Source organism: Streptomyces sp. NPDC059788, assembly GCF_042732265.1.
Classification (GTDB): Bacteria; Actinomycetota; Actinomycetes; order Streptomycetales; family Streptomycetaceae; genus Streptomyces.
In genome coordinates this window covers 1-22,261 of record NZ_JBHWHY010000028.1, presented here as the reverse complement: position 1 = coordinate 22,261, position 22,261 = coordinate 1, and the positions used below count along the sequence as shown (strand labels likewise).

Below are 22,261 nucleotides of genomic sequence, written 5' to 3'. Positions count from 1 at the left end.
GCGGCACCTGTCCGAGTTGAGGAGGGGACGGGACGCATGACACCCATACGGACACGCCGCCGGGGACCGGCAGCGGCCGCCGTCGCGACCGCCACGGCGGCCGTGCTCACCGCAGCAGCCCTGCCCGCGCAGGCCGCCCCGCCCGCGGGGAGAGCGCCGGGCGCGGTCGCGGACACGGCGAGCGGCAGCTACCTCGTCACCCTCGCGCCGGGGCCCGGAGGGGTCCGCGCGTCGTCCGCGGCGGGCCGGGCGCTGGCGGCGCGGTACGGGGCGCGGATCAGCCACACGTACCGCACGGCCGTCAACGGCTTCGCCGTCCGCGCGACCGCGGCGCAGGCCAAGCGGCTGGCCGCGGACCCCGCGGTGGCGTCCGTCGCCCGCGACCGTACGGTCTCGCTGGACCGCACGCAGCGCAATCCGCCGTCCTGGGGCCTGGACCGCCTGGACCGGCGGAGCCTGCCGCTGGACCGGTCCTACACCGCGCCGCAGCCGGGCGGCGAAGGCGTCACGGTGTACGTGCTCGACACCGGCGTCCGCACCACGCACCGGGACTTCGGCGGGCGCGCCACCAGCGGCTGGGACTTCGTGGGCGGCGACGCGGACGCCGACGACGCCAACGGTCACGGCACGCACGTGGCCGCCACCGCCGTCGGCGCCCGGTACGGCGTCGCCAAGCGGGCCCGCGTCGTCGGCGTACGCGTCCTGAACAGTGCGGGCACGGGCTCCACCGCGCAGGTCATCGCCGGTATCGACTGGGTGGCCCGGCACGCGCGGCGCCCGGCGGTGGCCAACCTCAGCCTGGGCAGCGCGCCCAGCGCGCAGCTCGACCAGGCGGTGCGCAACGCGATCGCGGCCGGTGTCACCTTCACCGTCGCGGCCGGCAACCACGGGCGGCCGGCGGCGGCGTCCTCGCCGGGCCGGGTGCGCGAGGCGGTCACGGTCGGGGCGAGCGACGCCCGCGACCGCCGGGCCGCGTTCTCCAACTACGGGGCGAAACTCGACCTGTTCGCACCGGGTGTGGGCATCACATCGGCGTGGAACTCGGGGGACACTGCGAAGCGGACCCTCTCCGGCACGTCCATGGCCGCTCCGCACGCAGCCGGCGCGGCTGCGCTCTATCTGTCGTCCCACCGGCGGGCCGGACCGAAGGAGGTACGGAACGCGCTGGCCGCCGCGGCGGCCCAGCACCGGATCAAGGCGGCGGGTCCCGGCTCGCCGAACGCGTTGTTGCAGGTCAGGTCCCGCTAGCGGGGTCAGGGCGGCACCGGCTTCGCCCCGCGACAGGTGGGGCCCGGCCGGGCGCCCGGGGCGTCTGCGCCGTCACCCGGGCGCGACCGTGGCCCCGGTCATATTCCGTTCCGCGGTTACGTACCGGTAGTGCGCGGACGGCCGGATTGTCCACCCGCGCGGCGCGGGAAGGCTTGTGCGGTACCGCTCTTGCGCCGCCCCGCGCCGTACGGCTTCCCGCACCGCCCCCATCCGCCAACCGAGTGAAAGCGGACAGGAGAGCCCATGCCCGCAGCCCGTCCATCCGTCACAAAAACGATAGAAAGGACAGAATCCGGTAGCACCTCCCAACGTTCAGGTGACCCCATGATCGGCCGCATCCCCGTGCTCGACCTCCACCCGCTGATCGACTGCGGCCGTCGCCCGGCGAAAGCGGTGGTCGGCGAGACCTTCGAGATCTCGGCCACGGTCTTCCGCGAGGGTCATGACGCGGTCGCCGCCAACGTCGTCCTGCGCGATCCCCTGGGCCGGCCGGGCCCCTGGACCCCGATGCGCGAGCTGGCGCCCGGCACCGACCGCTGGGGCGCCGAGGTCACACCGGACGTCGAGGGCCGGTGGACGTACGGCGTCGAGGGCTGGTCGGACCCGGTCGGCACCTGGCGCCACCACGCCGGCATCAAGATCCCGGCCGGCATCGACACCGAACTGGTCCTCGCCGAGGGCGCCGTCCTGCACGAACGCGCCGCCGAAGGGGTGCCCAAGAGAGACGGCCGGGAAGCGGTGCTGGCCGCCGCGGACGCCCTGCGCGATCCGCAGCTGCCCGCCGCGACCCGGCTCGCCGCCGCGCTCGCCCCCGAGGTCACCGAGGCACTCGCCCGGCACCCGCTGCGCGAGCTGGTCACCGCCTCGCGTACGGCGCCGCTGCTGGTCGAGCGCCGCCGGGCGCTGTTCGGGTCGTGGTACGAGCTGTTCCCGCGCTCGGAGGGCGCCGTCGTGCGCAAGGGCGCGGCACCCGTCAGCGGCACGTTCCGGACAGCCGCCGAACGGCTCCCGGCGGTCGCGGCCATGGGCTTCGACGTCGTCTACCTGCCGCCCGTGCACCCCATCGGCACCTCCTACCGCAAGGGCCCCAACAACGCGCTCTCCGCGTCCCGGCACGACGTGGGCTCACCGTGGGCGATCGGGTCCCCCGAGGGCGGGCACGACGCCCTCCACCCGGACCTCGGCACGTTCGAGGACTTCGACCACTTCGTCCGTACGGCGCGCGACCTGCGCATGGAGGTGGCGCTGGACTTCGCCCTCCAGTGCTCGCCGGACCACCCCTGGGTCACCGAGCACCCCGAGTGGTTCCACCACCGCGCCGACGGCTCCATCGCGTACGCCGAGAACCCGCCGAAGAAGTACCAGGACATCTACCCCCTCGCCTTCGACACCGACCTGAACGGCCTGGTGCGGGAGACGGAGCGGCTGCTGCGGTTCTGGATGGAGCGCGGGGTGCGCATCTTCCGCGTGGACAATCCGCACACCAAGCCCGTGGTCTTCTGGGAACGGGTGATCGCGGACGTCAACCGCACCGATCCGGACGTCGTCTTCCTGGCCGAGGCGTTCACCCGCCCGGCGATGATGCGCACGCTGGCGCAGATCGGCTTCCAGCAGTCGTACACCTATTTCACCTGGCGCAACTCCAAGCACGAGCTCACCGAGTACCTCACCGAACTGTCGCGCGAAACGGCCTCGTACATGCGGCCTAATTTCTTCGTCAACACACCGGACATCCTCCACGCCTATCTGCAGCACGGCGGACGGCCCGCGTTCGAGGTACGTGCCGTACTGGCCGCCACCCTCTCCCCGGCGTGGGGCGTCTACGCCGGATTCGAGCTGTGCGAGTCGACACCGGTACGAAGTGGCAGCGAGGAGTACCTGGATTCGGAAAAGTACCAACTGAGGCCCCGGGACTGGGAGACAGCGGGGCGTCAGGGACGTACGATCGCTCCTCTCATCACCACTCTGAACCGCTTGCGACGCCGTCACCCGGCACTCCAACAGCTGCGCGATCTCCATTTCCACGCCGTCGACAACGACGCCGTCCTCGCCTATTCCAAACGGGCCGGGAACGGCGCCGGGGCCGACACGGTGCTCACCGTCGTCAACCTCGACCCGCACCACACCCACGAGGCGACGGTGTCGTTGGACATGCCGGAACTCGGCCTCGATTGGCACGATTCCGTCCCGGTGCGCGACGAGCTCACCGGCGAGACCTACCACTGGGGCAGGGACAACTATGTGCGCCTTGAGCCGGGCCGCGCTCCGGCACCCGCGCACCTGTTCTCCCTGCGACCGTCCTCACCGATCGGAGGGTCACCCAATTGATCGTCAACGAGCCCGTCCCGGACAAGTTCGAGGACACGCCGGCCAAGGACCGCGATCCCGACTGGTTCAAACGGGCCGTCTTCTACGAGGTCCTGGTGCGTTCCTTCCAGGACAGCAACGGTGACGGCATCGGCGACCTCAAGGGCATCACGGCCAAACTGGACTATCTCCAGTGGCTGGGCGTGGACTGCCTGTGGCTGCCGCCGTTCTTCAAGTCGCCGCTGCGGGACGGCGGTTACGACGTGTCGGACTACACGGCCGTGCTCCCGGAGTTCGGCGACCTGGCCGACTTCGTGGAGTTCGTGGACGCCGCGCACCAGCGCGGCATGCGGGTGATCATCGACTTCGTCATGAACCACACCAGCGACCAGCACCCGTGGTTCCAGGAGTCCCGCAGCGACCCGGAAGGGCCGTACGGCGACTACTACGTCTGGGCCGACGACGACAAGCAGTACCAGGACGCGCGCATCATCTTCGTCGACACCGAGGCGTCGAACTGGACCTTCGACCCGGTGCGCAAGCAGTACTTCTGGCACCGGTTCTTCTCCCACCAGCCGGACCTGAACTACGAGAACCCGGCCGTCCAGGAGGAGATGATCTCCGCCCTGCGCTTCTGGCTCGACCTGGGCATCGACGGGTTCCGCCTGGACGCCGTGCCGTACCTGTACGCCGAGGAGGGGACCAACTGCGAGAACCTGCCCGCCTCGCACGCCTTCCTCAAGCACGTACGGTCCGAGATCGACGCGCATTACCCCGACACGGTGCTGCTGGCCGAGGCCAACCAGTGGCCGGAGGACGTCGTCGACTATTTCGGCGACTACTCCAAGGGCGGGGACGAATGCCACATGGCGTTCCATTTCCCGGTCATGCCGCGCATCTTCATGGCGGTCCGGCGGGAATCGCGCTACCCGGTCTCGGAAATCCTGGCCAAGACCCCCGAGATTCCGGCCAACTGCCAGTGGGGTATCTTCCTGCGCAACCATGACGAGCTGACCCTCGAAATGGTCACGGACGAAGAGCGCGACTATATGTATGCGGAATATGCCAAGGACCCGCGGATGCGGGCCAATATCGGCATCCGCCGCCGGCTGGCCACGCTGCTGGACAACGACCGCAACCAGATCGAGCTGTTCACCGCGCTGCTGCTGTCACTGCCCGGCTCACCGATCCTGTATTACGGCGACGAGATCGGCATGGGCGACAACATCTGGCTCGGCGACCGGGACGCGGTCCGCACCCCGATGCAGTGGACCCCCGACCGGAACGCCGGTTTCTCCTCCTGCGACCCCGGCCGGCTCTTCCTGCCGGCCATCATGGACCCGGTCTACGGCTATCAGGTCACCAACGTCGAGGCGTCGATGTCCTCGCCGTCGTCGCTGCTCCACTGGACCCGCCGCATGATCGAGATCCGTAAGCAGAACCCGGCCTTCGGTCTCGGCACCTACACCGAACTGTCCTCGTCCAACCCCGCGGTGCTGGCCTTCCTGCGGGAATACCAGGACGACCTGGTGCTGTGCGTGCACAATTTCTCGCGTTTCGCGCAGCCCACCGAACTGGATCTGCGCACATTCAACGGACGGCACCCGGTCGAGCTGATCGGCGGAGTCCGTTTCCCGCCCATCGGCGAATGGCCCTATCTGCTGACGCTGGCCGGGCACGGCTTCTATTGGTTCCGACTGCGGAGGGGGGCGGTCTAGGGATCCGACCGGCGCCCGGCCGGGGCGGCGGAAAACCACCGCGCGCTGTTTTCCGCCCGCCCCCACGGGCAGTCTCCCTACTACCGCACGGGCCGGGTGAGCCATCGCCGAAACCCCGGCGTCAGGGGTAATCCCCACGGACGCCGCTGCCGTACGGACGATCCTCACCCGACACGTCCCGCACCGCCGCACAGTCAAGGCCGCATTCCGGGACACTTTGCCCTATCTGTCGTGTGCCCGGGGAAAGGACGCGACGCCATGTCGGAGACCGCCTCGACCCGTGCCATCCGCAGTTCGCATGACCGCCTCTCGACCACCGCGCCCGCGCTGTTGTCCTCCCTCGTCCCCCTGCTGAGCGAATGGCTGCCGCGACAGCGGTGGTTCGCCGGCAAAGGGCGGCCGATCACGGGGTTCCAGCTGGTGTCGGCGACCGAGTTGCTGCCGTGCGCGGCGGGTGGCGCCACACCGGGGCTGCTGCACCTGCTCGTACGGGCACAGCAGTCGGCGGCACCAGCCGGAACCCCGCAGCCGGTGCCGCCGGAGGGCCCGGCCGAACCGGCCACCGCGCCGGCCGGAGGGCAGGCGGGCCCCGCGGACTGCTACCAACTCCTGCTCGGCGTGCACAGCGCGCTGCCGCCACAGCTCGCCCCCGCCGTGATCGGCCGCCCCGGCGGCGGCCCCCTGCACGGCCGTACGGTCTACGACGCCCTGCTGGACAACCGGCTGTGCGCGCTCCTGCTGGAGCGGCTGCGGGTGCCGGGGCGGCTCGGCGGGCTGCAGTTCTGCCGGGTGGCCGACAGCACCATCTCCTCCGGGATGCCCGCCCGGCCGATCACCGCCGAGCAGACCAACTCCAGCATCGTCTACGGGGATTCGTACATCCTCAAAGTCTTCCGGCGGACCGCGCCCGGCCTCAACCCGGACCTGGAACTGCCGCTGGCGCTGGCCCGCGCCAAGTGCGGGCGGGTCCCGGCGCCCGCCGCGTGGTTCGAGACCGACCCGGAGGCGGACGAGGGCGAGCCGGTGACGCTGGGCGTGCTCCAGCCCTATCTGAGCGGTTCCGCCGACGGATGGCAGCTGGCCCTCAACGCCCTGGCCGTCCAGGCCGACTTCACCAGTTCGGCGCGGGCGCTCGGACACGCCACCGCCGAGGTGCACACCGCGCTGGCCGGATCGCTGCCCACCACCGAGCTGCGCCGCCCCCAACTCGACGCGATCGCGGCCCGGATGAACGAGCGGCTGGTGGCCACCGCGCGGGTGGTGCCCGCCCTGCGGCCGTACTGCGGCCGGCTGCGCACCGCCTTCGACGAGCTGGCGGCGCTCGGGCACGACGGCCGCGCCTGGCCCGCCCAGCGCATCCACGGCGACCTCCACCTGGGCCAGACGCTGCGGTCCGCCGACGAGGGCCGCTGGTCGCTGATCGACTTCGAGGGCGAGCCGTCCCGGCCGCTGGCCGAGCGGCGGCGCCCGCAGCCCGTGGTGCGCGACGTGGCGGCCATGCTGCGCTCGTTCGACTACGCGGCGCGCAGCGGGCCTTCGGGCGGCGACCCCTGGTCGCTGGAGTGGGCGCGGCGCACCCGGGCCGCCTACTGCCTCGGTTACGCGGAGGCCGGCGGGCTCGACCCGCGCTCGGCGCCCGAGCTGATGCGGGCGTACGAGACGGACAAGGCCGTGTACGAGGTGCTGTACGAGGCCCGGCACCGGCCGAACTGGCTGCCCGTACCGATGGCCGCGGTGCGGCGGCTCGCCGGGGCGCAGGCGTCCCGGAGCGCCACCGGCACCGACCCCGGTTCGGGCCCGGATCTGGATGTGGCCGATGGGCGCGCATGAAACGGCGGGAGCGGGCCACCCGCAGCCGTGCGGAGCACCGGCATCGGCGGGTGCCGCGCCGGCGTCCCGGCCCGCGGAACCGGCGCACACCAGGCCCCTGCACCTCAGATTCCTCAGACAACTCAGACGACCCTGACACCTGATATCTGGCCGAGGAGGCTCCTCTCGTGACCGCCCGTTCGTCGTCCCGCCGCCCATCGCAAGAACCCGCGCCCGCCCGTGGCACGGCCGTCCGGGGCGCGTCCCCGGAGGCAACCGCCGGCCGGTCCGGTGTCCCGGCGACCTTCCTGCCGGGGCGGGGCGATCCTGCCGGGCCCGACGGGGCCGCCTCCCCCGCGGAGACCGGCCGGCCGGGTGACCTGAGCGGGGCCGCCGAGCGGCCGCCGCACCAGCGCGACCACGGCGAGCCCCTGCCGGAGCGGTCCGACGGCCCGCGGCCCGACCTCGCCCCGGAGCCCAGTGGCGGGAGCCGCGGCGTGCGGACCGCGCCGCCGCTGGACGCCGGTGACCGCGAGCGGCTGCTGTCCGGCGCCCACCACGACCCGCACGGCCTGCTCGGCGCGCATCCGGTGCGCGGCGGGGTCCTCTTCCGCGTGCTGCGCCCGTACGCGAAGGCCGTCACCGTCCTCGCCAAGGGCCTGCGCGCCGACCTGCACGACGAGGGCGACGGCCTGTTCGGCGGTGTCCTGCCGCTGTCCGCGGTCCCCGAGTACGAGCTGCTGGTCTCCTACGACGACAGCGACGTGACCGTGCACGACCCGTACCGCTTCCTGCCCGCCGTCGGCGAACTGGACCTGCACCTGTTCGGCGAGGGCCGCCACGAGGAGCTGTGGCAGGCGATGGGCGCGATGCCGATGGTGCACCAGGAGGTGACCGGGACGCGCTTCACCGTCTGGGCGCCGAACGCCCGGGGCGTGCGCGTCGTCGGCAACTTCAACTACTGGGACGGCACCGGCTTCCCGATGCGCTCGCTCGGGTCGTCCGGGGTGTGGGAGCTGTTCCTGCCGGGGCTGGGCGAGGGCGAGCTGTACAAGTTCGAGATCACCCGGCCGGACGGCTCGAAGACGCTGCGCGCCGACCCGATGGCCCGCCGTACGGAGTGCCCGCCCGCCAACGCCTCCGTCGTGCACACCTCGCACCACCGATGGCAGGACGCCGCGTGGCTGGAGGGCCGCGCCGAGCGGCCGGTGCACGCGGCGCCGTTCTCCGTCTACGAGGTGCACCTCGGCTCCTGGCGTCCCGGGCTGACGTACCGGCAGCTGGCCCAGCAGCTGCCCGCCTACGTCAAGGACCTGGGCTTCACGCACGTCGAGCTGATGCCGGTCGCCGAGCACCCCTTCGGCGGCTCGTGGGGTTACCAGGTCACCGGCTTCTACGCGCCGACCGCCCGGATGGGCACCCCCGACGACTTCAAGTACCTGGTCGACGCGCTGCACCGGGCCGGTATCGGCGTGCTGATGGACTGGGTGCCGGCGCACTTCCCGCGGGACGACTGGGCGCTGGCGGAGTTCGACGGGCGGCCGCTGTACGAGCACGAGGACCCGGCGCGGGCGGCGCACCCCGACTGGGGCACCCTCGAATTCGACTACGGCCGCGCCGAGGTGCGCAACTTCCTGGTCGCCAACGCGGTGTACTGGTGCGAGGAGTTCCACATCGACGGGCTGCGGGTGGACGCCGTCGCCTCCATGCTGTACCTGGACTACTCCCGGGAGAGCGGCGAGTGGACGCCCAACGTGCACGGCGGCCGGGAGAACCTGGACGCGGTGTCCTTCCTCCAGGAGATGAACGCGACCGTCTACCGGCGCTGCCCCGGCGTCGTCACCGTCGCCGAGGAGTCCACCGCCTGGGACGGCGTCACCCGTGCCACCCACCACACCGGGCCGGGCGGCTTCGGCGGGCTCGGCTTCGGCCTGAAGTGGAACATGGGGTGGATGCACGACTCGCTGGGCTACGTCGGCAAGGAGCCGGTGCACCGCAAGTACCACCACAACGAGATGACGTTCTCGATGGTGTACGCGTACTCGGAGAACTACGTGCTGCCGATCTCGCACGACGAGGTCGTGCACGGCAAGCGGTCGCTGGTGTCCAAGATGCCCGGCGACTGGTGGCAGCAGCGGGCCACGCACCGGGCGTATCTCGGGTTCATGTGGGCGCATCCGGGCAAGCAGCTGCTGTTCATGGGGCAGGAGTTCGCGCAGGGCGCGGAGTGGGCCGAGGGGCACGGGCCCGACTGGTGGCTGCTGGACCCGTCGTACTCGGCCGAGCCGGACCACCGGGGCGTACGGGACCTGGTCCGCGACCTGAACCGCCGCTACGCCGACACCCCGGCGCTGTGGGAGCGGGACACCGTGCCGGAGGGCTTCTCCTGGATCGACGGCGGCGCGAGCGAGGACAACGTCTTCTCGTTCCTGCGCTACGGCGCGGACGGCACGCCGCTGCTGGCCGTCTCCAACTTCTCGCCGGTGGTGCGGCACGCGTACCCGGTCGGGGTGCCGGAGGGCGTGGCGGCGTGGCGGGAGGTGCTGAACACGGACGAGGTCCGCTACGGCGGGAGCGGGGTGGGCAACGCCGGGCCGCTGGTGCCCGACGCGTCCGTGCCGTGGAACGGGCGGCCGGGGTCCATCACGCCGGTGCTGCCGCCGCTGGCGACGGTGTGGCTGCGGCCGGTGTGACGGCGGCGGGCCCTGTGGGCCGGGGCCATGCCGGCCCCGGTCCGGTTCAGCCGCCCATGGCCCGCTTCCAGCCGTCCAGGAAGGGCGCCTCGGCCGGGTCCGGGCGGTCGGTCGCGTTCATGACGCGGTGCCAGTACGGGTAGTAGGCGGGCAGCTGGGAGAGCTCGGTGAGCCGCGTCGTCTCGGCCGCGGTGAGGGCGAGGTCGGTGGCGGCGAGGTTGTCGCGCAGCTGCTGCTCGTTGCGGGCGCCGATCACCAGGCCCGTGACGCCGGGGCGGCCGAGCAGCCAGGCGAGCACGACCCGCGGGACGGACGTGCCGTGCGCGTCGGCGACCTCGGTGAGGGTGTCGATGATGTCGTAGGCCCGCTCCTTGTCGACCACGTGCGGCTCGGGCCAGTCGGTGCCCTGCCGGGTCGTGGACGGCACCCGCTGTCCACGCCGCACCTTGCCGCTGAGCAGCCCCTCCCCCAGCGGGCTCCAGACCAGGGTGCCCAGGCCCTGGTCCAGGGCGGCCGGGAGGATCTCGTACTCCGCCTCGCGGGCCTCGGGCGTGTAGTAGACCTGCTGGGCCACGGGCGCGACCAGGCGGTGCAGCTTCGCCGTGTACAGCGTCTTCATGATCTGCCAGCCGTTGAAGTTGGAGATGCCCACGTAGCGGACCTTGCCGTCGGCGACCAGCCGGTCCAGCGCGGTCAGGGTCTCCTCGACGGGCGTCTGGCCGTCCCACTGGTGCAGATAGAGCAGGTCCAGGTGGTCGGTCTGCAGGCGGCGCAGGCTGCGCTCGACCTCGCGCAGGACGCTGTACGCCGACGAGCCGCCCTCGTTGGGCCCGTCGCCCACCTGCATCCGCACCTTGGAGGCGAGGAGCACGTCGTCCCGGCGGCCCCGGAGGGCCTCGCCGGTGATCTCCTCGGCCTGGCCGAAGGAGTACATGTTCGCGGTGTCGATCATGTTGACGCCGGCGTCCAGGGCGATGTCGAACAGGCGGCGGGCCTCCTCGATGCCGAGCCCGCCGATCTGGGCGAACTGCTCTCGCGCGCCCACGTTGAGGGTGCCGAGCACGAGCCGGGACACCTTCAGGCCCGACTGCCCGAGCGTGCGGTACTCCACGGTTCCTCCACGGTCGCTGGTGCCGGTCGGCGGCGGCCGGTCCGCGCCCGGTCGCGGGGCCGGGCACGGGCCGGTGACGCTCCGCGGTCCACCGTAGGTCCCGGGCCGCACGACGCACGGCAGGTCAGCGGCGTGGCGGCGGACGGCCCGGAGCCCGGACACGGCGCCTCAGTCCGCCCGCCCGGCCAGCCGCGCGCGCAGCCGGGCGAGGCCCGCCCGCCACTCCCGGCCGCCGTCCGCCTCGTCCCACAGCTCGGCCAGCTCCGAGTCCGGCGCGAGCACCCGGTCCAGGGCGTGCACCGCGAGCACGGCGAGCTGGGGCGGCGGCGCGGGGACGGTCAGCTCCGGCCCGTACGCGGGACCGGCCGGGTAGGTGCTCCCGGCGCGGGCGGCGGCGGTCAGGGCCGCGGCGGCCACCGCCATCTCGCCTTGCGGGGCCTCCAGATACTCCCGCTCGGCGGCGGCGGTGGACAGCACCGCGCGTATCGCGCCGAGGCGGCGCGCCTCGGGCATGGCGATCAGTTCGTCCAGGAAATCCGCCGCCGCGTCGCCGTCGAACGGCCCCATGCCCCACGTCCCCATCAGCTTTTGCCCCTCGCTCCCTGCCACCCCGACAACGCCCGCACCACCACCGGGCCAACTGCATCGTGGCACCTGCCACTGACAATCGGCCCGGCGGCGGAGTACGAGCACCAGCGGAACGTGGTTCAGCCGCGCGGGGCCGCGCCGCCGCTGCCCGCCGCGACCGGCTCGCGGCCGGTCTCCGGCGCGGTGGCCTGCTCCTGCGTACGGCGGCGGCGCGGCAGCAGTACGGCGACCAGCACCGTCCCCACGCCGAGCACGACCGCGCCGATCAGGCTGGTGTGCGCCACCGCGTCGGAGAACGCCCCGCGCACCGCGTCCGCGACCGCCTGGGCCTGCTGGAGGCCCGCGGCCTGCGCCTTCTCCGGGCCCATCGTGGGCGCGGCGCCCTGGGCGACCTGCTTGCCGACCTCCTTGGCCACCGCGAGACCGGCGCCCACCGAGTCCTGCGCGGTGGACAGCGCGCTGCCGGGCAGCTTGGGGCCGCCGTGCGCCGCGGCCGACGCCGCCGCGTCGGAGAGCTTGGACGAGTAGGTGCTCGCCAGGACGGACCCCAGGATGGCGATGCCGAGCGAGCCGCCCAGCTCGATGGAGGTGTCGTTGACCGCGCCGCCGACGCCGAGCTGGTCCTCGGGGAAGGCGCCCATGATGGCGTCCGTGCACGGCGACAGGGACAGGCCGATGGCCAGGCCCAGGACGATGAGCGGGGCGAGGAAGTCGCCGTACGGGGAACCGGCGTCCACGCGGGTCAGCAGGGCGAGGGCGACGGTGCCGCCGACCATGCCGGTGGTGACGGTGACCTTCATGCCGAGCCGCGGCGTCAGGAAGCCGGTCAGCGCGGCGCCCACGAAGACCGCGCCGGCCAGCGGCAGCATCCGTATGCCGGTGTCCAGCGGGGAGTAGCCCAGGACGAACTGGAGGTGCTGCGTGAGGTAGTAGAACGCGCCGAAGACCGCGAGGAAGAAGAGGGCCACGGCGAGGTTGGCGCCGGCGAAGCCGCGGTGGGCGAAGCGGCGTACGTCCAGGATCGGGCGCGGGTGGCGCAGCTCCCAGACGACGAACAGGACCAGGCCGGCGCCGGCGGCCACGGCGGCGCCGACGGCGCGGGCGTCCCAGCCGAAGTGCGGGCCCTGGATGAGCATGTAGATCAGCGAGCCGACCCAGATGACGGACAGCAGGCCGCCGACGTAGTCGAGGCGGTCGCGGTGGCCCGCCTTGGACGCCGGGACGACCAGCAGCGCGCCGACGATGCCGAGCGCGGCGACCGGCACGTTGATCAGGAAGGACGAGGCCCAGCCGTGGTTCTCCAGGAGGGCGCCGGCCACGAGCGGGCCGACGGCGATGGCGAGTCCGGCGGTGGCGGTCCACAGGGTGATGGCCAGCGCGCGTTCGCGGCGCGGGAAAGTGGCGGCCAGCAGCGACAGCGTCGCGGGCATGATCATGGCCGCGCCCACGCCCATCACGGCGCGCGCCGCGATGACGCCGCCGGAGCCGTCCACCAGGGCGCCCGCGACCGAGCCGCCCGCGAAGACGAGCAGACCGAGCACGAGCGCGCCGCGGCGGCTGTACTTGTCGCCGACGGCGCCGAGCATCAGCATCAGCGCGGCGTACGGGACGGTGTAGGCGTCGATGACCCACTGCAGGTCGGAGCTGCTCAGCCCCAGGTCGGCGGTCATGTCGGGGGCCGCGACGGTGAGCGAGGTGTTCGCCATCACGATGATCAGCAGGCTCAGGCACAGCACGCCCAGTGCCCACCAGCGCTTCGTATAAGGCCGGTCCCTGTCGTGGTCCGGCCGGGTCTCCGTGGGAGCCACCCGATTCACCCCTGACTCTCGAAACGATCTCGGTTCGCGTGCGCACCCGCGCACGCCCTTGCACACGCATGTGCAATTACACAGCAGTGTGCAATTTACGTCGCTGCACACCCATGTGCAAAATGAGATGAGGAGCGGAACCGTGACCGCACACGTCCGCCGACCGAGGAGCCGCCGCGCCATGACCGCACTCACCAGCCGGGCCCAAGCCAACCGCCGCCGGATCATGGACATCGCACTGGCCGAACTGCTGCGTCACCCGGACGCGACCATGGACCAGATCGCCCGGGCCGCGGGGGTGGTGCGGCGCACCGTCTACGGGCACTTCCCGAGCCGCGAGGCGCTGATCACCGCGCTGACGGACGCCGCCGTCGAGGACGTGACGACCGCCTTCACCGACCACACGGCCGACCTGTCCGAACCCGCCGACGTGGCGCTGGCGCGGGCCACCCTCGCCGCGTGGGAGTGCGCCGACCGCTACCGGCTGCTGGTCTCGCTCGCCCAGTGCAGCGTCACCGACGCGGGCATCCGGGCCCGCCTGGAACCCGTACGCAACCGGGCGACGACCATCCTGACGCGCGGCCTGGAGGCGGGCGTCTTCCGCTCCCCGCTCACGCCGCGCGCGCTGGCGCACGTACACGAGCACATGCTGTTCGGGCTGATGCAGGCGGTCAACGACGGCGATCTGGACGCCGAGGCGGCGGGGCCCGCGGCGGCGGAGACGGTGCTGGCGGCGGCGGGGGTGCCGGCCGGGCGGATCGCGGAAGCGGTACGGGAGGCGGAGGCGTCACCGGTGGAGGGGGCGACGCCGGTGGCGGAGGCGATGGACTGACGGGCGGGCGGAAACGCGGAAGAGCCCCGGCGGGCGCGCCCGCCGGGGCTCTCGGCTTCTCTTCTCAGACCTTCGCCGGCTCCTTGGAACCGTCCGTGCGCTGCGGCGGCGGCCCGTCCGCCTCAGCGGCGTGGCCGTCCGCACTCAGCGTCCGCTCGTCGAAGGGCAGCTTCCCGGCGAGCACCTCGCCCACCCGGGACGTGTCGATCTCCTTGGTCCAGGTGCCGACGAGGACCGTGGCCACCGCGTTGCCCGCGAAGTTGGTCAGCGCCCGCGCCTCGCTCATGAAGCGGTCGATGCCGACGATCAGGCCGACGCCGTCGACCAGCTCGGGGCGGTGCGACTGGAGGCCGCCGGCCAGCGTCGCCAGCCCGGCGCCGGTCACGCCGGCCGCGCCCTTGGACGCGATGATCATGAAGACGAGCAGCGAGACCTGCTGGCCGATGGAGAGCGGGCTGCCCATCGCCTCCGCGATGAACAGCGAGGACATCGTCAGGTAGATGGCGGTGCCGTCGAGGTTGAAGCTGTAGCCGGTCGGCACGGTGATGCCGACAACCGGCTTGCTGACGCCCAGGTGCTCCATCTTCGCGATCAGCCGCGGCAGCGCGGACTCGGACGAGGAGGTCGACAGGATCAGCAGGAACTCCCGGCCCAGGTACTTCAGCAGGGCGAAGATGTTCACCCCGGCGATCAGGCGCAGCAGCGTGCCGAGTACGACGATCACGAACAGCAGACAGGTCACGTAGAAGCCGACCATGATGACGGCCAGGGACTTCAGCGCGTCCACGCCGGTCGCGCCGACCACCGCGGCCATCGCGCCGAACGCGCCCACCGGCGCCGCCCACATGATCATGGACAGGACACGGAAGACCAGGCGCTGGAGGTGCCCGATACCGCGCAGCACGGGCTCGCCGGAGGCGCCCATCGCCTGGAGGCCGAAGCCGACGAGCAGCGCCACCAGCAGCGTCTGGAGCACCTCGCCGTGGGTGAGCGCGGAGACCAGCGTCTCGGGGATGATGCCGAGCAGGAAGTCCGTGGTCGACTCGGCGCCGCCCTTGGTCTGGGCCTGTCCCGCGTGCCGCAGCGACTCGGTCAGGTGGAGGCCGGAGCCGGGCTCCAGGATGTTGCCCACCACCAGGCCGATGGCCAGCGCGACCGTGGACATCACCATGAAGTAGCCCAGCGCCAGGCCGCCGACCGCGCCGACCTTGGCGGCCTTGCGGACCGAGCCGACGCCCAGCACGATCGTGCAGAAGATGACCGGCGAGATCATCATCTTGATCAGGTTCACGAAGCCGGTGCCCAGCGGCTTCAGCCCGACGGCGAAGCCGGGGGCGGCGAAGCCCACGGCGATGCCGGCGAGCACGGCGACGATGACGGCGATGTAGAGGTAATGCGTCCGGTCCCGCTTCTTCTGCGGTGCGCTCTCCTCGGTCGTCCCCCCGGGCGGTGGGGTGTGTGCGGCCACGGCTGACTCCTCGGTCCTTGGTTCTGCGCCGGTCTGCGGCTCTGCAACCCGTACACGGCCCGAGCTGGTGCCGGTACGCGGCCCGTACGCAGAACAGTCCCGGTGACTATGCACGCCGCTGTGGCGCCCGTCACCCTTGTGTGCATTTCGTTCACGCATAAATAACCGGGCAGACTGGTGCCCATGCCGAGTTCCCGACGGGGGGAGCAGCCGCGTACCGCACGCCGCGCGCGGGGCGCGTCCCCCGCATCCCGCCCGCGTGTGCGGTGGCCGCGCAGCCTGGCCGGACAGCTGTTCGCCGTGCAGGTGGTGCTGGTCGCCGTGGTGGTCGCGGGGTACGGCGCCTTCGCGTACGTCGGCGCCGGACGGCAGGCCGAGGAGACCGCGCGCCGGCAGACGACGGCGGTGGCCGCGGCGGTCGCCGACGCGCCGGCGGTGGCGCGGGCCGTGCGCTCGGCCGACCCGACCGCGGCGCTCCAGCCGTACACCGAGCGGCTGCGGAAGGACGCCGGGGTCGACTTCATTGTGGTCATGGACACGGCAGGCCGTCGGTGGACCCACCCGGAGCCGTCCGCCATCGGCCGCACCTACCTCGGCCGGACCGCGGAGGCCCGGGCCGGCCGGACCTACACCCAGACGTATCCGGGCAGGCTCGGCCCGTCCGTACGGGTCATCACGCCGGTACGGGACCAGGAGCACGGCGGCCGGATCGTCGCCCTGGTCAGCTCGGGCATCACCGTCGAGACGATCAGCGACGGGCTGCGGCAGGAGGTCATGACGCTCGCCGCCGTCGCGGCCGGGGCCCTCGCGCTCGGCGGCGTCGGTACGTACCTGGTCAACGCGCGCCTGCGCCGGCACACCCACGGCATGAACGCCGCCGAACTGAGCCACCTGCACGACTACCACCAGGCAGCGCTGCACGCGGTACGCGAGGGACTGCTGATGCTGGACGGGCAGCGCAGGGTGGCGCTCCTCAACGACGGCGCCCGCGAACTCCTCGGACTGCGCGGTGAGCCCCGCGGCCGGCCCGTCGACGCGCTCGGCCTCCCCGCGCCCCTCACCGACACCCTCCTGTCACCCGTCCCCCACACAGACGAACTCCACCTCACCGAGGACCGGGTGCTGGTCGTCAACACCTCACCGGTCTCCGGCGGCGAACGGCGCGGCACCGTCGTCACCCTCCGCGACCACACCGAACTCCAGGCGCTCTCCGGCGAACTGGACTCCGTACGGGGTGTCACCCGGGCGCTGCGCTCCCAGGCGCACGAGGCCGCCAACCGGCTGCACACCGTCGTCTCCCTCGTCGAACTGGGCCGCGCCGACGAGGCCGTGGAGTTCGCCACCGCCGAACTGGAACTCGCCCAGGCCCTCACCGACCAGGTCGTCGGCGCGGTCGCCGAACCCGTCCTCGCCGCGCTGCTCCTCGGCAAGGCCGCGCAGGCCAACGAACACGGCGTCGAACTGGAGCTCACCGCCGACAGCCGGATCGACGACGGCGTCCTGCCCGCGTCCCTGCCGCCGCGCGACCTGGTCACGGTCCTCGGCAACCTCCTGGACAACGCGATCGAGGCGGCGCCCGAAGGCGCCCGGGTGCGGGTCACCGCGCTCGCCGAGGGCGGGGAACTGCTGCTGCGGGTCGCGGACAGCGGGGACGGGGTCCGGGGCGCGGCGGACGCCGAGGACGTGTTCCGGTGGGGGTGGAGCACGAAGCAGGGCGGGGGCCGGGGGCTCGGGCTGGCCCTCGTACAGCAGGCGGTGCGGCGGCACGGCGGGACCGTACGGGTCGGCGAGGCGCCCGAGGGCGGCGCCGAGTTCACGGTGCGCCTGCCGCTGGCGGCCGGGGACGCCGCGGCCGGAACGGGCGGCGCCGGATGACCGGGCCGCACGCCGGTGCCGCGCCGCCGCTGCGGGTCCTCGTCGTCGAGGACGACCCGGTGGCGGCGGACGCCCATGCCCTCTACGTGGGCCGGGTGCCGGGCTTCACCGTGTCGGGGACGGTGCGTTCCGTCGCGGGGGCCCGGCGCCATCTGGACCAGCACGCCGTCGACCTGATCCTGCTGGACCTGATCCTGCCGGACGGGCACGGCCTGGCGTTCGTACGGTCGCTGCGGGCGGCCGGGCACGGCGCCGACGTCATCGCCGTCACCTCGGCGCGCGATCTGGCCGTCGTCCGGGAGGGTGTCTCGCTCGGCGTCGTGCAGTACGTGCTGAAGCCGTTCACGTTCGCCACCCTGCGCGACCGCCTGCTGCGGTACGCCGCGTTCCGCGCGTCCGCCGGGGAGGCCAGCGGGCAGGACGAGGTGGACCGGGCCCTCGCGGCCCTGCGCGCGCCGCAGCCCGCCGCGCTGCCCAAGGGGCTGACCGCGGCGACCCTGCGTCTGGTCACCGACGCGCTGCGCGCCGCCCCGGAAGGTCTCGGCGCCACCGCGGCCGCCGAGGAGATCGGCATCTCCCGCATCACGGCCCGCCGCTACCTCGAACACCTCGTCGACACGGGCCGCGCCGCGCGCGCCCCGCAGTACGGTCAGGTGGGCCGTCCCGAATTGCGGTACCGCTGGATGGGGCATTGACCTCCCTTTATCCCTGACTTACGGTCACCGGGCAGCCAGCCGTGGCTAGTTGGAGGTCATGCCGTGCGCCGCACCGCTCCGATGGCTCTGCTCACCGCCGCCGTGCTGGCCGCAGGCGCGCTCACCGCCTGCGGCGGCGGTTCGGATGGCGACAGCAACACCCTCAAGGTCGCGTTCCCCAAGGACACCAACAACAAGGTGACGGTCCGGGACGACTACGTCGAGATGGTGGCCCGCGCGTTCGAGAAGGCCAACCCGGGCAAGAAGGTCAAACTGATCCCGATCCAGGCGTCCGAGAACGACTACTACGCCAAGATCCAGCAGATGATGCGCTCCCCGAAGACCGCCCCCGACCTGGTCTACGAGGACACCTTCCTGATCAACTCCGACATCACGGCCGGACTGCTGCGCCCGCTGGACCCCTACATCGCCAAGTGGGCCGACTGGAAACAGTTCGAGCCCGCCGCGAAGGCCGCCGCACGGGCGCAGGACGGCAGGACGTACGGCGTACCGGACGGCACGGACACCCGCGGCCTGTGGTTCAACAGGAAGATCTTCAAGAAGGCGGGGCTGCCGCAGGACTGGCGGCCGAGGACCTGGGACGAGGTGCTGGCCGCGGCCCGCACCATCAAGCGCAAGGTCCCCGGCGTCATCCCGCTGAACGTCTTCACCGGCAAGGGCGCGGGCGAGGCCGCCGTGATGCAGGGCTTCGAGATGCTGCTCTACGGCACGGGCAGGGACCAGCTCTACGACCCGGCGGCGAAGAAGTGGGTCACCGGGACCAAGGGCTTCCGCGACAGCCTGGAGTTCCTGCGCACCGTGTACGGGGAGAAGCTGGGCCCCGACGTGTCCGACGCGCTCAGCCCCAACATCCAGACCAACGTCGCCACCGAGCTGATGCCCGAGGAGAAGCTCGCGATCGACCTCGACGGCTCGTGGCTGGGCCAGCAGTGGCAGCCCAAGGGCGGCGGCAAACCGTGGCCCGAGTGGCCGACGACGCTGGGCCGGGCGGCGTTCCCCACGCAGACCGGCGCGGCGCCCGGCCGGGTCAGCCTGGCGGGCGGCTGGACCTGGTCCGTACCGCGGCAGTCGCAGCGGCCCGACCTGGCCTGGAAGCTGATCGAGACGCTCCAGACGCAGCGCAACGCGCTGGAGTGGTGTGTGCGCGGCGCCCAGATCGCCGTACGCAAGGACGTGGCGGCGGACCCCGCGTACCTGAAGTCCATCCCGGGCATCGGCTTCTTCACCGGCCTGGTGAAGGTCAGTCACTACCGTCCGGCGCTGCCCGTCTACCCCAAGGTGTCGGCGGCGATCGGCGAGGCGATGGAGGCGGTCACCACCGGTGACGCGACGCCCGCCAAGGCCGCGGCGGACTACGACGCGCAGCTGAAGTCGATCACGGACGGGCAGGTCGTCGCCAAGCCATGACCCGCGCCGCCACGACGTCCACCGCTTACGGCACGGCGGGCCGCGGCGCCCGGTCCCGCCGCCGCGCCCTGCTGCGCTGGTCGCCGCTCGCCCCCGCGACCGTACTGCTGCTGCTCTTCCTCGCCGGGCCCATCGGCTACTGCGTCTACATCGCCTTCACCGACCTCCAGCTGACCGGCCAGGAGTCCGCCTCCTTCGTCGGCCTGGACAACTTCCGGCACGCCTTCGGCGACCCCGCCTTCCGCAACGCCGTCGTCCTGACGCTGGTCTTCACCCTGGTCTCGTCGATCCTGGGGCAGAACACCCTGGGCCTGGCGCTCGCCGGACTGATGGAGCGCGCCTCCAAGGCCGTCCGCGTCATCACCGGCGCGGTCGTCATCACCGCCTGGGTGCTGCCGGAGATCGTCGCCGGATTCCTGCTCTACACCTTCTTCGAACGGCGCGGCACCCTCAACGCGATCCTGGACTGGCTGCACCTGCCGTCGCAGAACTGGCTGTTCACGCTGCCGATCCTGGCCGTGTCGTTCGCCAACGTCTGGCGCGGCACGGCCTTCTCGATGCTGATCTACTCCGCGGCGCTCTCCGAGATCCCCCGGGAGGTCACCGAGTCCGCCGAGGTGGACGGCGCGAGCGGCCGGCAGCGGCTGTGGCACGTCACACTGCCGATGATCCGCCGTTCCATCGGCACGAACCTGATGCTCAACACCCTCCAGACGCTCTCCGTCTTCGGGCTGATCTGGGCCATGACGCGCGGCGGCCCCGGCAACCGGAGCCAGACGCTGCCGGTGTTCATGTACGACCAGGCGTTCCTGAAGTCGCTGATCGGGTACGGCACGGCGGTCGCCCTGCTGCTGCTCGTGGTGGGCGCCCTCTTCTCCGTCGTCTACCTGCGCCTGCTGCGCGAGGAGGTGTGACGCGGTGCCCGCCCGGTCCGCCCGGCCCCTGCTGACCCGCCGCGCCCGCCGCCGTCTCGCCGCCGACGCGGCGCTGCTCGTCGTAGCCGTCGCCTTCGCCGTACCGCTCGCCTGGCTGGTGCTCGCCTCGCTCGACACCGAGGCGACGCTGCGTGTGAAGCTGCCCGGCTCGCCGTCGCCGGACAACTTCTCGGCGGTGCTGACGGACGAGATCACCTTCACGCCGATGCTCAACAGCCTGGTGCTGTGCGGCAGCGCCACCGCCCTGACGGTCGCCTGCGCGGCCCTGGCGGCCTACCCGCTGTCCCGCTACCGCTCCCGGTTCAGCCGCCCGTACCTGCTGACCATCCTGTTCTCCACCTGTCTGCCGATCACCGCGATCATGGTCCCGGTGTACGCGCTGTACGTCCGGGTCAACCTGATCGACACCGTGTACGGCACCGCGCTGTTCCTCGCGACCGCCCAGCTCCCGTTCGCCATCTGGCTGATGAAGAACTTCATGGACGGCATCCCGCGGGTCCTCGAAGAGGCCGCGTGGACCGACGGCGCCTCCTGGTTCCAGACGCTGTGGCGGGTGATCCTGCCGCTGATGGGGCCGGGCGTCACGGTCGTGACGATCTACACCTTCGCCATCATGTGGGGCAACTTCTTCGTCCCGTTCCTGCTGCTCCTGTCCCCCGAGCAACTGCCCGCCTCCGTCAGCATCTTCACCTTCTTCGGGAACTACGGCGCCATCGCCTTCGGTGAGCTGGCGGCGTTCTCGATCCTGTACTCGGCGCCGGTCGTCCTGCTGTACGTGCTGATCTCGCGCAAGCTGGGCGGCGGGTTCGCGCTGGGTGGCGCGGTGAAGGGCTGACCCCACTGCCGCCGACCCCACTGCCTCCGGAGGAGGACCCGTGAGACCGAGACCCACCGCACTGCTCCGTTCCCCTGCCGTCCTGGCCGCCGCCGCACTGGCCGTCCTGGCCGTCGCGCCGCCGGCCGGTGCCGCGCCGCACGGTGGCGTGCCGGACGCGGGACCGTCCCGTACGGCCGCCGCCCCGGCCGCGGTCCGCGGCGGCAACGTCCTCCACAGCCCGTCGGGCCGCTGCACCGTCGGCTTCAACGCCACCAAGGCGGGGACGTACTACGCGCTCGTGGAGGGCCGTTGCGTGGGCCGCGCCAAGGACTGGTACGCCGACGCGGTCCGTACCGTCCACGTCGGCGTCACCGAAGCGGTGCGTTTCCCCGGCGAGGACTACGCCGTGATCCGCTACACCAACCCGGCCGTCACCTACCCCGGCGAAGTCGACCTGGGCGGCGGCCGGTACCTCGACATCACCGGCGCCGCCCGGCCGACGGTCGGCCAGTCGGTGTGCGTCGCCGGTTCCGTGGCCGGCCAGCACTGCGGGCGGGTCGACGCCGTCAACGTGAGCGTCACCTACCCCGAAGGCACGGTGTCCGGGCTCGTCCGGACCTCGGCCTGCGCCGACACGGGCTCGGCGGGCCGCCCCGCCGTCTCCGGCAGCCTGGCGCTCGGCGTCGTCATCGGCGGCAGCGGCAACTGCACGTCCGGCGGCACCACGTACCTCCAGCCGGTCACCCCGGCGCTTCAGGCGTTCGGCCTGACGCTGCACTGAGCGGCCCGCCCGGCGTCCGTGCCCGCCCACCCCGCCACCGGCCCCCCGCGCCACCCCCCCGCCCCCGCCGGGGGCCAATAACAAACACTATGGGAAGGAACCGCCACCAAAAATATAAAAAAAAAAA

16 protein-coding genes are annotated in these 22,261 nt (G+C 72.4%); 12 read left to right on the top strand and 4 right to left on the bottom strand.

What is annotated here, in order from left to right:
* The first annotated feature begins 36 nt into the window (after positions 1-36).
* From ACFV57_RS24245 to glgB, 5 genes are all read left to right on the top strand, one after another.
* A complete protein-coding gene (locus tag ACFV57_RS24245; RefSeq protein ID WP_385235962.1) occupies positions 37-1,248 on the top strand; it encodes a S8 family peptidase in 1,212 nt (403 codons plus the stop codon).
* Positions 1,249-1,593: 345 nt separating this feature from the next.
* Positions 1,594-3,597, top strand: coding sequence for a maltotransferase domain-containing protein (locus ACFV57_RS24240; RefSeq protein WP_385235959.1), 2,004 nt, complete (start codon positions 1,594-1,596; stop codon positions 3,595-3,597).
* Positions 3,594-5,294: a maltose alpha-D-glucosyltransferase gene (gene treS, locus ACFV57_RS24235; RefSeq protein WP_385235956.1), complete on the top strand. Its 1,701-nt coding sequence runs from the start codon at positions 3,594-3,596 to the stop codon at positions 5,292-5,294. The genes ACFV57_RS24240 and treS overlap by 4 nt, the downstream gene beginning before the upstream one ends.
* 258 nt (positions 5,295-5,552) lie before the next feature.
* Positions 5,553-7,124 carry a phosphotransferase gene (locus ACFV57_RS24230; protein WP_385235953.1) on the top strand — a complete coding sequence of 524 codons (1,572 nt, stop codon included), beginning with the start codon at positions 5,553-5,555 and terminating at the stop codon, positions 7,122-7,124.
* 167 nt (positions 7,125-7,291) lie between these two features.
* A complete protein-coding gene (gene glgB / locus ACFV57_RS24225) occupies positions 7,292-9,796 on the top strand; it encodes a 1,4-alpha-glucan branching enzyme (RefSeq protein ID WP_385235950.1) in 2,505 nt (834 codons plus the stop codon).
* Positions 9,797-9,842: 46 nt separating this feature from the next.
* On the opposite strand, the gene ACFV57_RS24220 is transcribed toward glgB, so the two are convergent.
* From ACFV57_RS24220 to ACFV57_RS24210, 3 genes are all read right to left on the bottom strand, one after another.
* Positions 9,843-10,907 carry an aldo/keto reductase gene (locus tag ACFV57_RS24220; RefSeq protein ID WP_385235947.1) on the bottom strand — a complete coding sequence of 355 codons (1,065 nt, stop codon included), beginning with the start codon at positions 10,905-10,907 and terminating at the stop codon, positions 9,843-9,845.
* A 168-nt stretch (positions 10,908-11,075) separates the two neighbouring features.
* On the bottom strand, positions 11,076-11,489 hold the full coding sequence (locus ACFV57_RS24215) for a DUF4259 domain-containing protein (protein WP_385235944.1): 414 nt from the start codon (positions 11,487-11,489) through the stop codon (positions 11,076-11,078).
* Between the two features lie 125 nt (positions 11,490-11,614).
* The gene (locus ACFV57_RS24210) at positions 11,615-13,303 is read right to left on the bottom strand and encodes an MFS transporter (protein WP_385235941.1); all 1,689 of its coding nucleotides are present in this window, start codon (positions 13,301-13,303) and stop codon (positions 11,615-11,617) included.
* A 181-nt stretch (positions 13,304-13,484) separates the two neighbouring features.
* On the opposite strand from ACFV57_RS24210, the gene ACFV57_RS24205 reads away from it, so the two are divergent.
* Positions 13,485-14,135, top strand: coding sequence for a TetR/AcrR family transcriptional regulator (locus ACFV57_RS24205; RefSeq protein WP_385235938.1), 651 nt, complete (start codon positions 13,485-13,487; stop codon positions 14,133-14,135).
* Between the two features lie 64 nt (positions 14,136-14,199).
* On the opposite strand, the gene ACFV57_RS24200 is transcribed toward ACFV57_RS24205, so the two are convergent.
* Positions 14,200-15,603 (bottom strand): cation:dicarboxylate symporter family transporter, encoded by a 1,404-nt coding sequence (locus tag ACFV57_RS24200; RefSeq protein WP_385235935.1) that lies wholly within the window; start codon positions 15,601-15,603, stop codon positions 14,200-14,202.
* Positions 15,604-15,786: 183 nt separating this feature from the next.
* Here ACFV57_RS24200 and ACFV57_RS24195 point away from each other — a divergent pair, with 183 nt between their 5' ends.
* From ACFV57_RS24195 to ACFV57_RS24170, 6 genes are all read left to right on the top strand, one after another.
* Positions 15,787-17,478, top strand: coding sequence for an ATP-binding protein (locus ACFV57_RS24195; RefSeq protein ID WP_385235932.1), 1,692 nt, complete (start codon positions 15,787-15,789; stop codon positions 17,476-17,478).
* Positions 17,475-18,173: a response regulator gene (locus ACFV57_RS24190; protein ID WP_385235929.1), complete on the top strand. Its 699-nt coding sequence runs from the start codon at positions 17,475-17,477 to the stop codon at positions 18,171-18,173. The genes ACFV57_RS24195 and ACFV57_RS24190 overlap by 4 nt, the downstream gene beginning before the upstream one ends.
* A 63-nt stretch (positions 18,174-18,236) precedes the next feature.
* Positions 18,237-19,601 carry an extracellular solute-binding protein gene (locus ACFV57_RS24185; protein WP_385235927.1) on the top strand — a complete coding sequence of 455 codons (1,365 nt, stop codon included), beginning with the start codon at positions 18,237-18,239 and terminating at the stop codon, positions 19,599-19,601.
* Positions 19,598-20,515 carry a carbohydrate ABC transporter permease gene (locus tag ACFV57_RS24180; RefSeq protein WP_385235924.1) on the top strand — a complete coding sequence of 306 codons (918 nt, stop codon included), beginning with the start codon at positions 19,598-19,600 and terminating at the stop codon, positions 20,513-20,515. The genes ACFV57_RS24185 and ACFV57_RS24180 overlap by 4 nt, the downstream gene beginning before the upstream one ends.
* A 4-nt stretch (positions 20,516-20,519) precedes the next feature.
* Positions 20,520-21,371, top strand: coding sequence for a carbohydrate ABC transporter permease (locus ACFV57_RS24175; RefSeq protein WP_385235921.1), 852 nt, complete (start codon positions 20,520-20,522; stop codon positions 21,369-21,371).
* 40 nt (positions 21,372-21,411) lie between these two features.
* Positions 21,412-22,134 (top strand): S1 family peptidase, encoded by a 723-nt coding sequence (locus ACFV57_RS24170; RefSeq protein WP_385235918.1) that lies wholly within the window; start codon positions 21,412-21,414, stop codon positions 22,132-22,134.
* Positions 22,135-22,261: the final 127 nt, after the last annotated feature.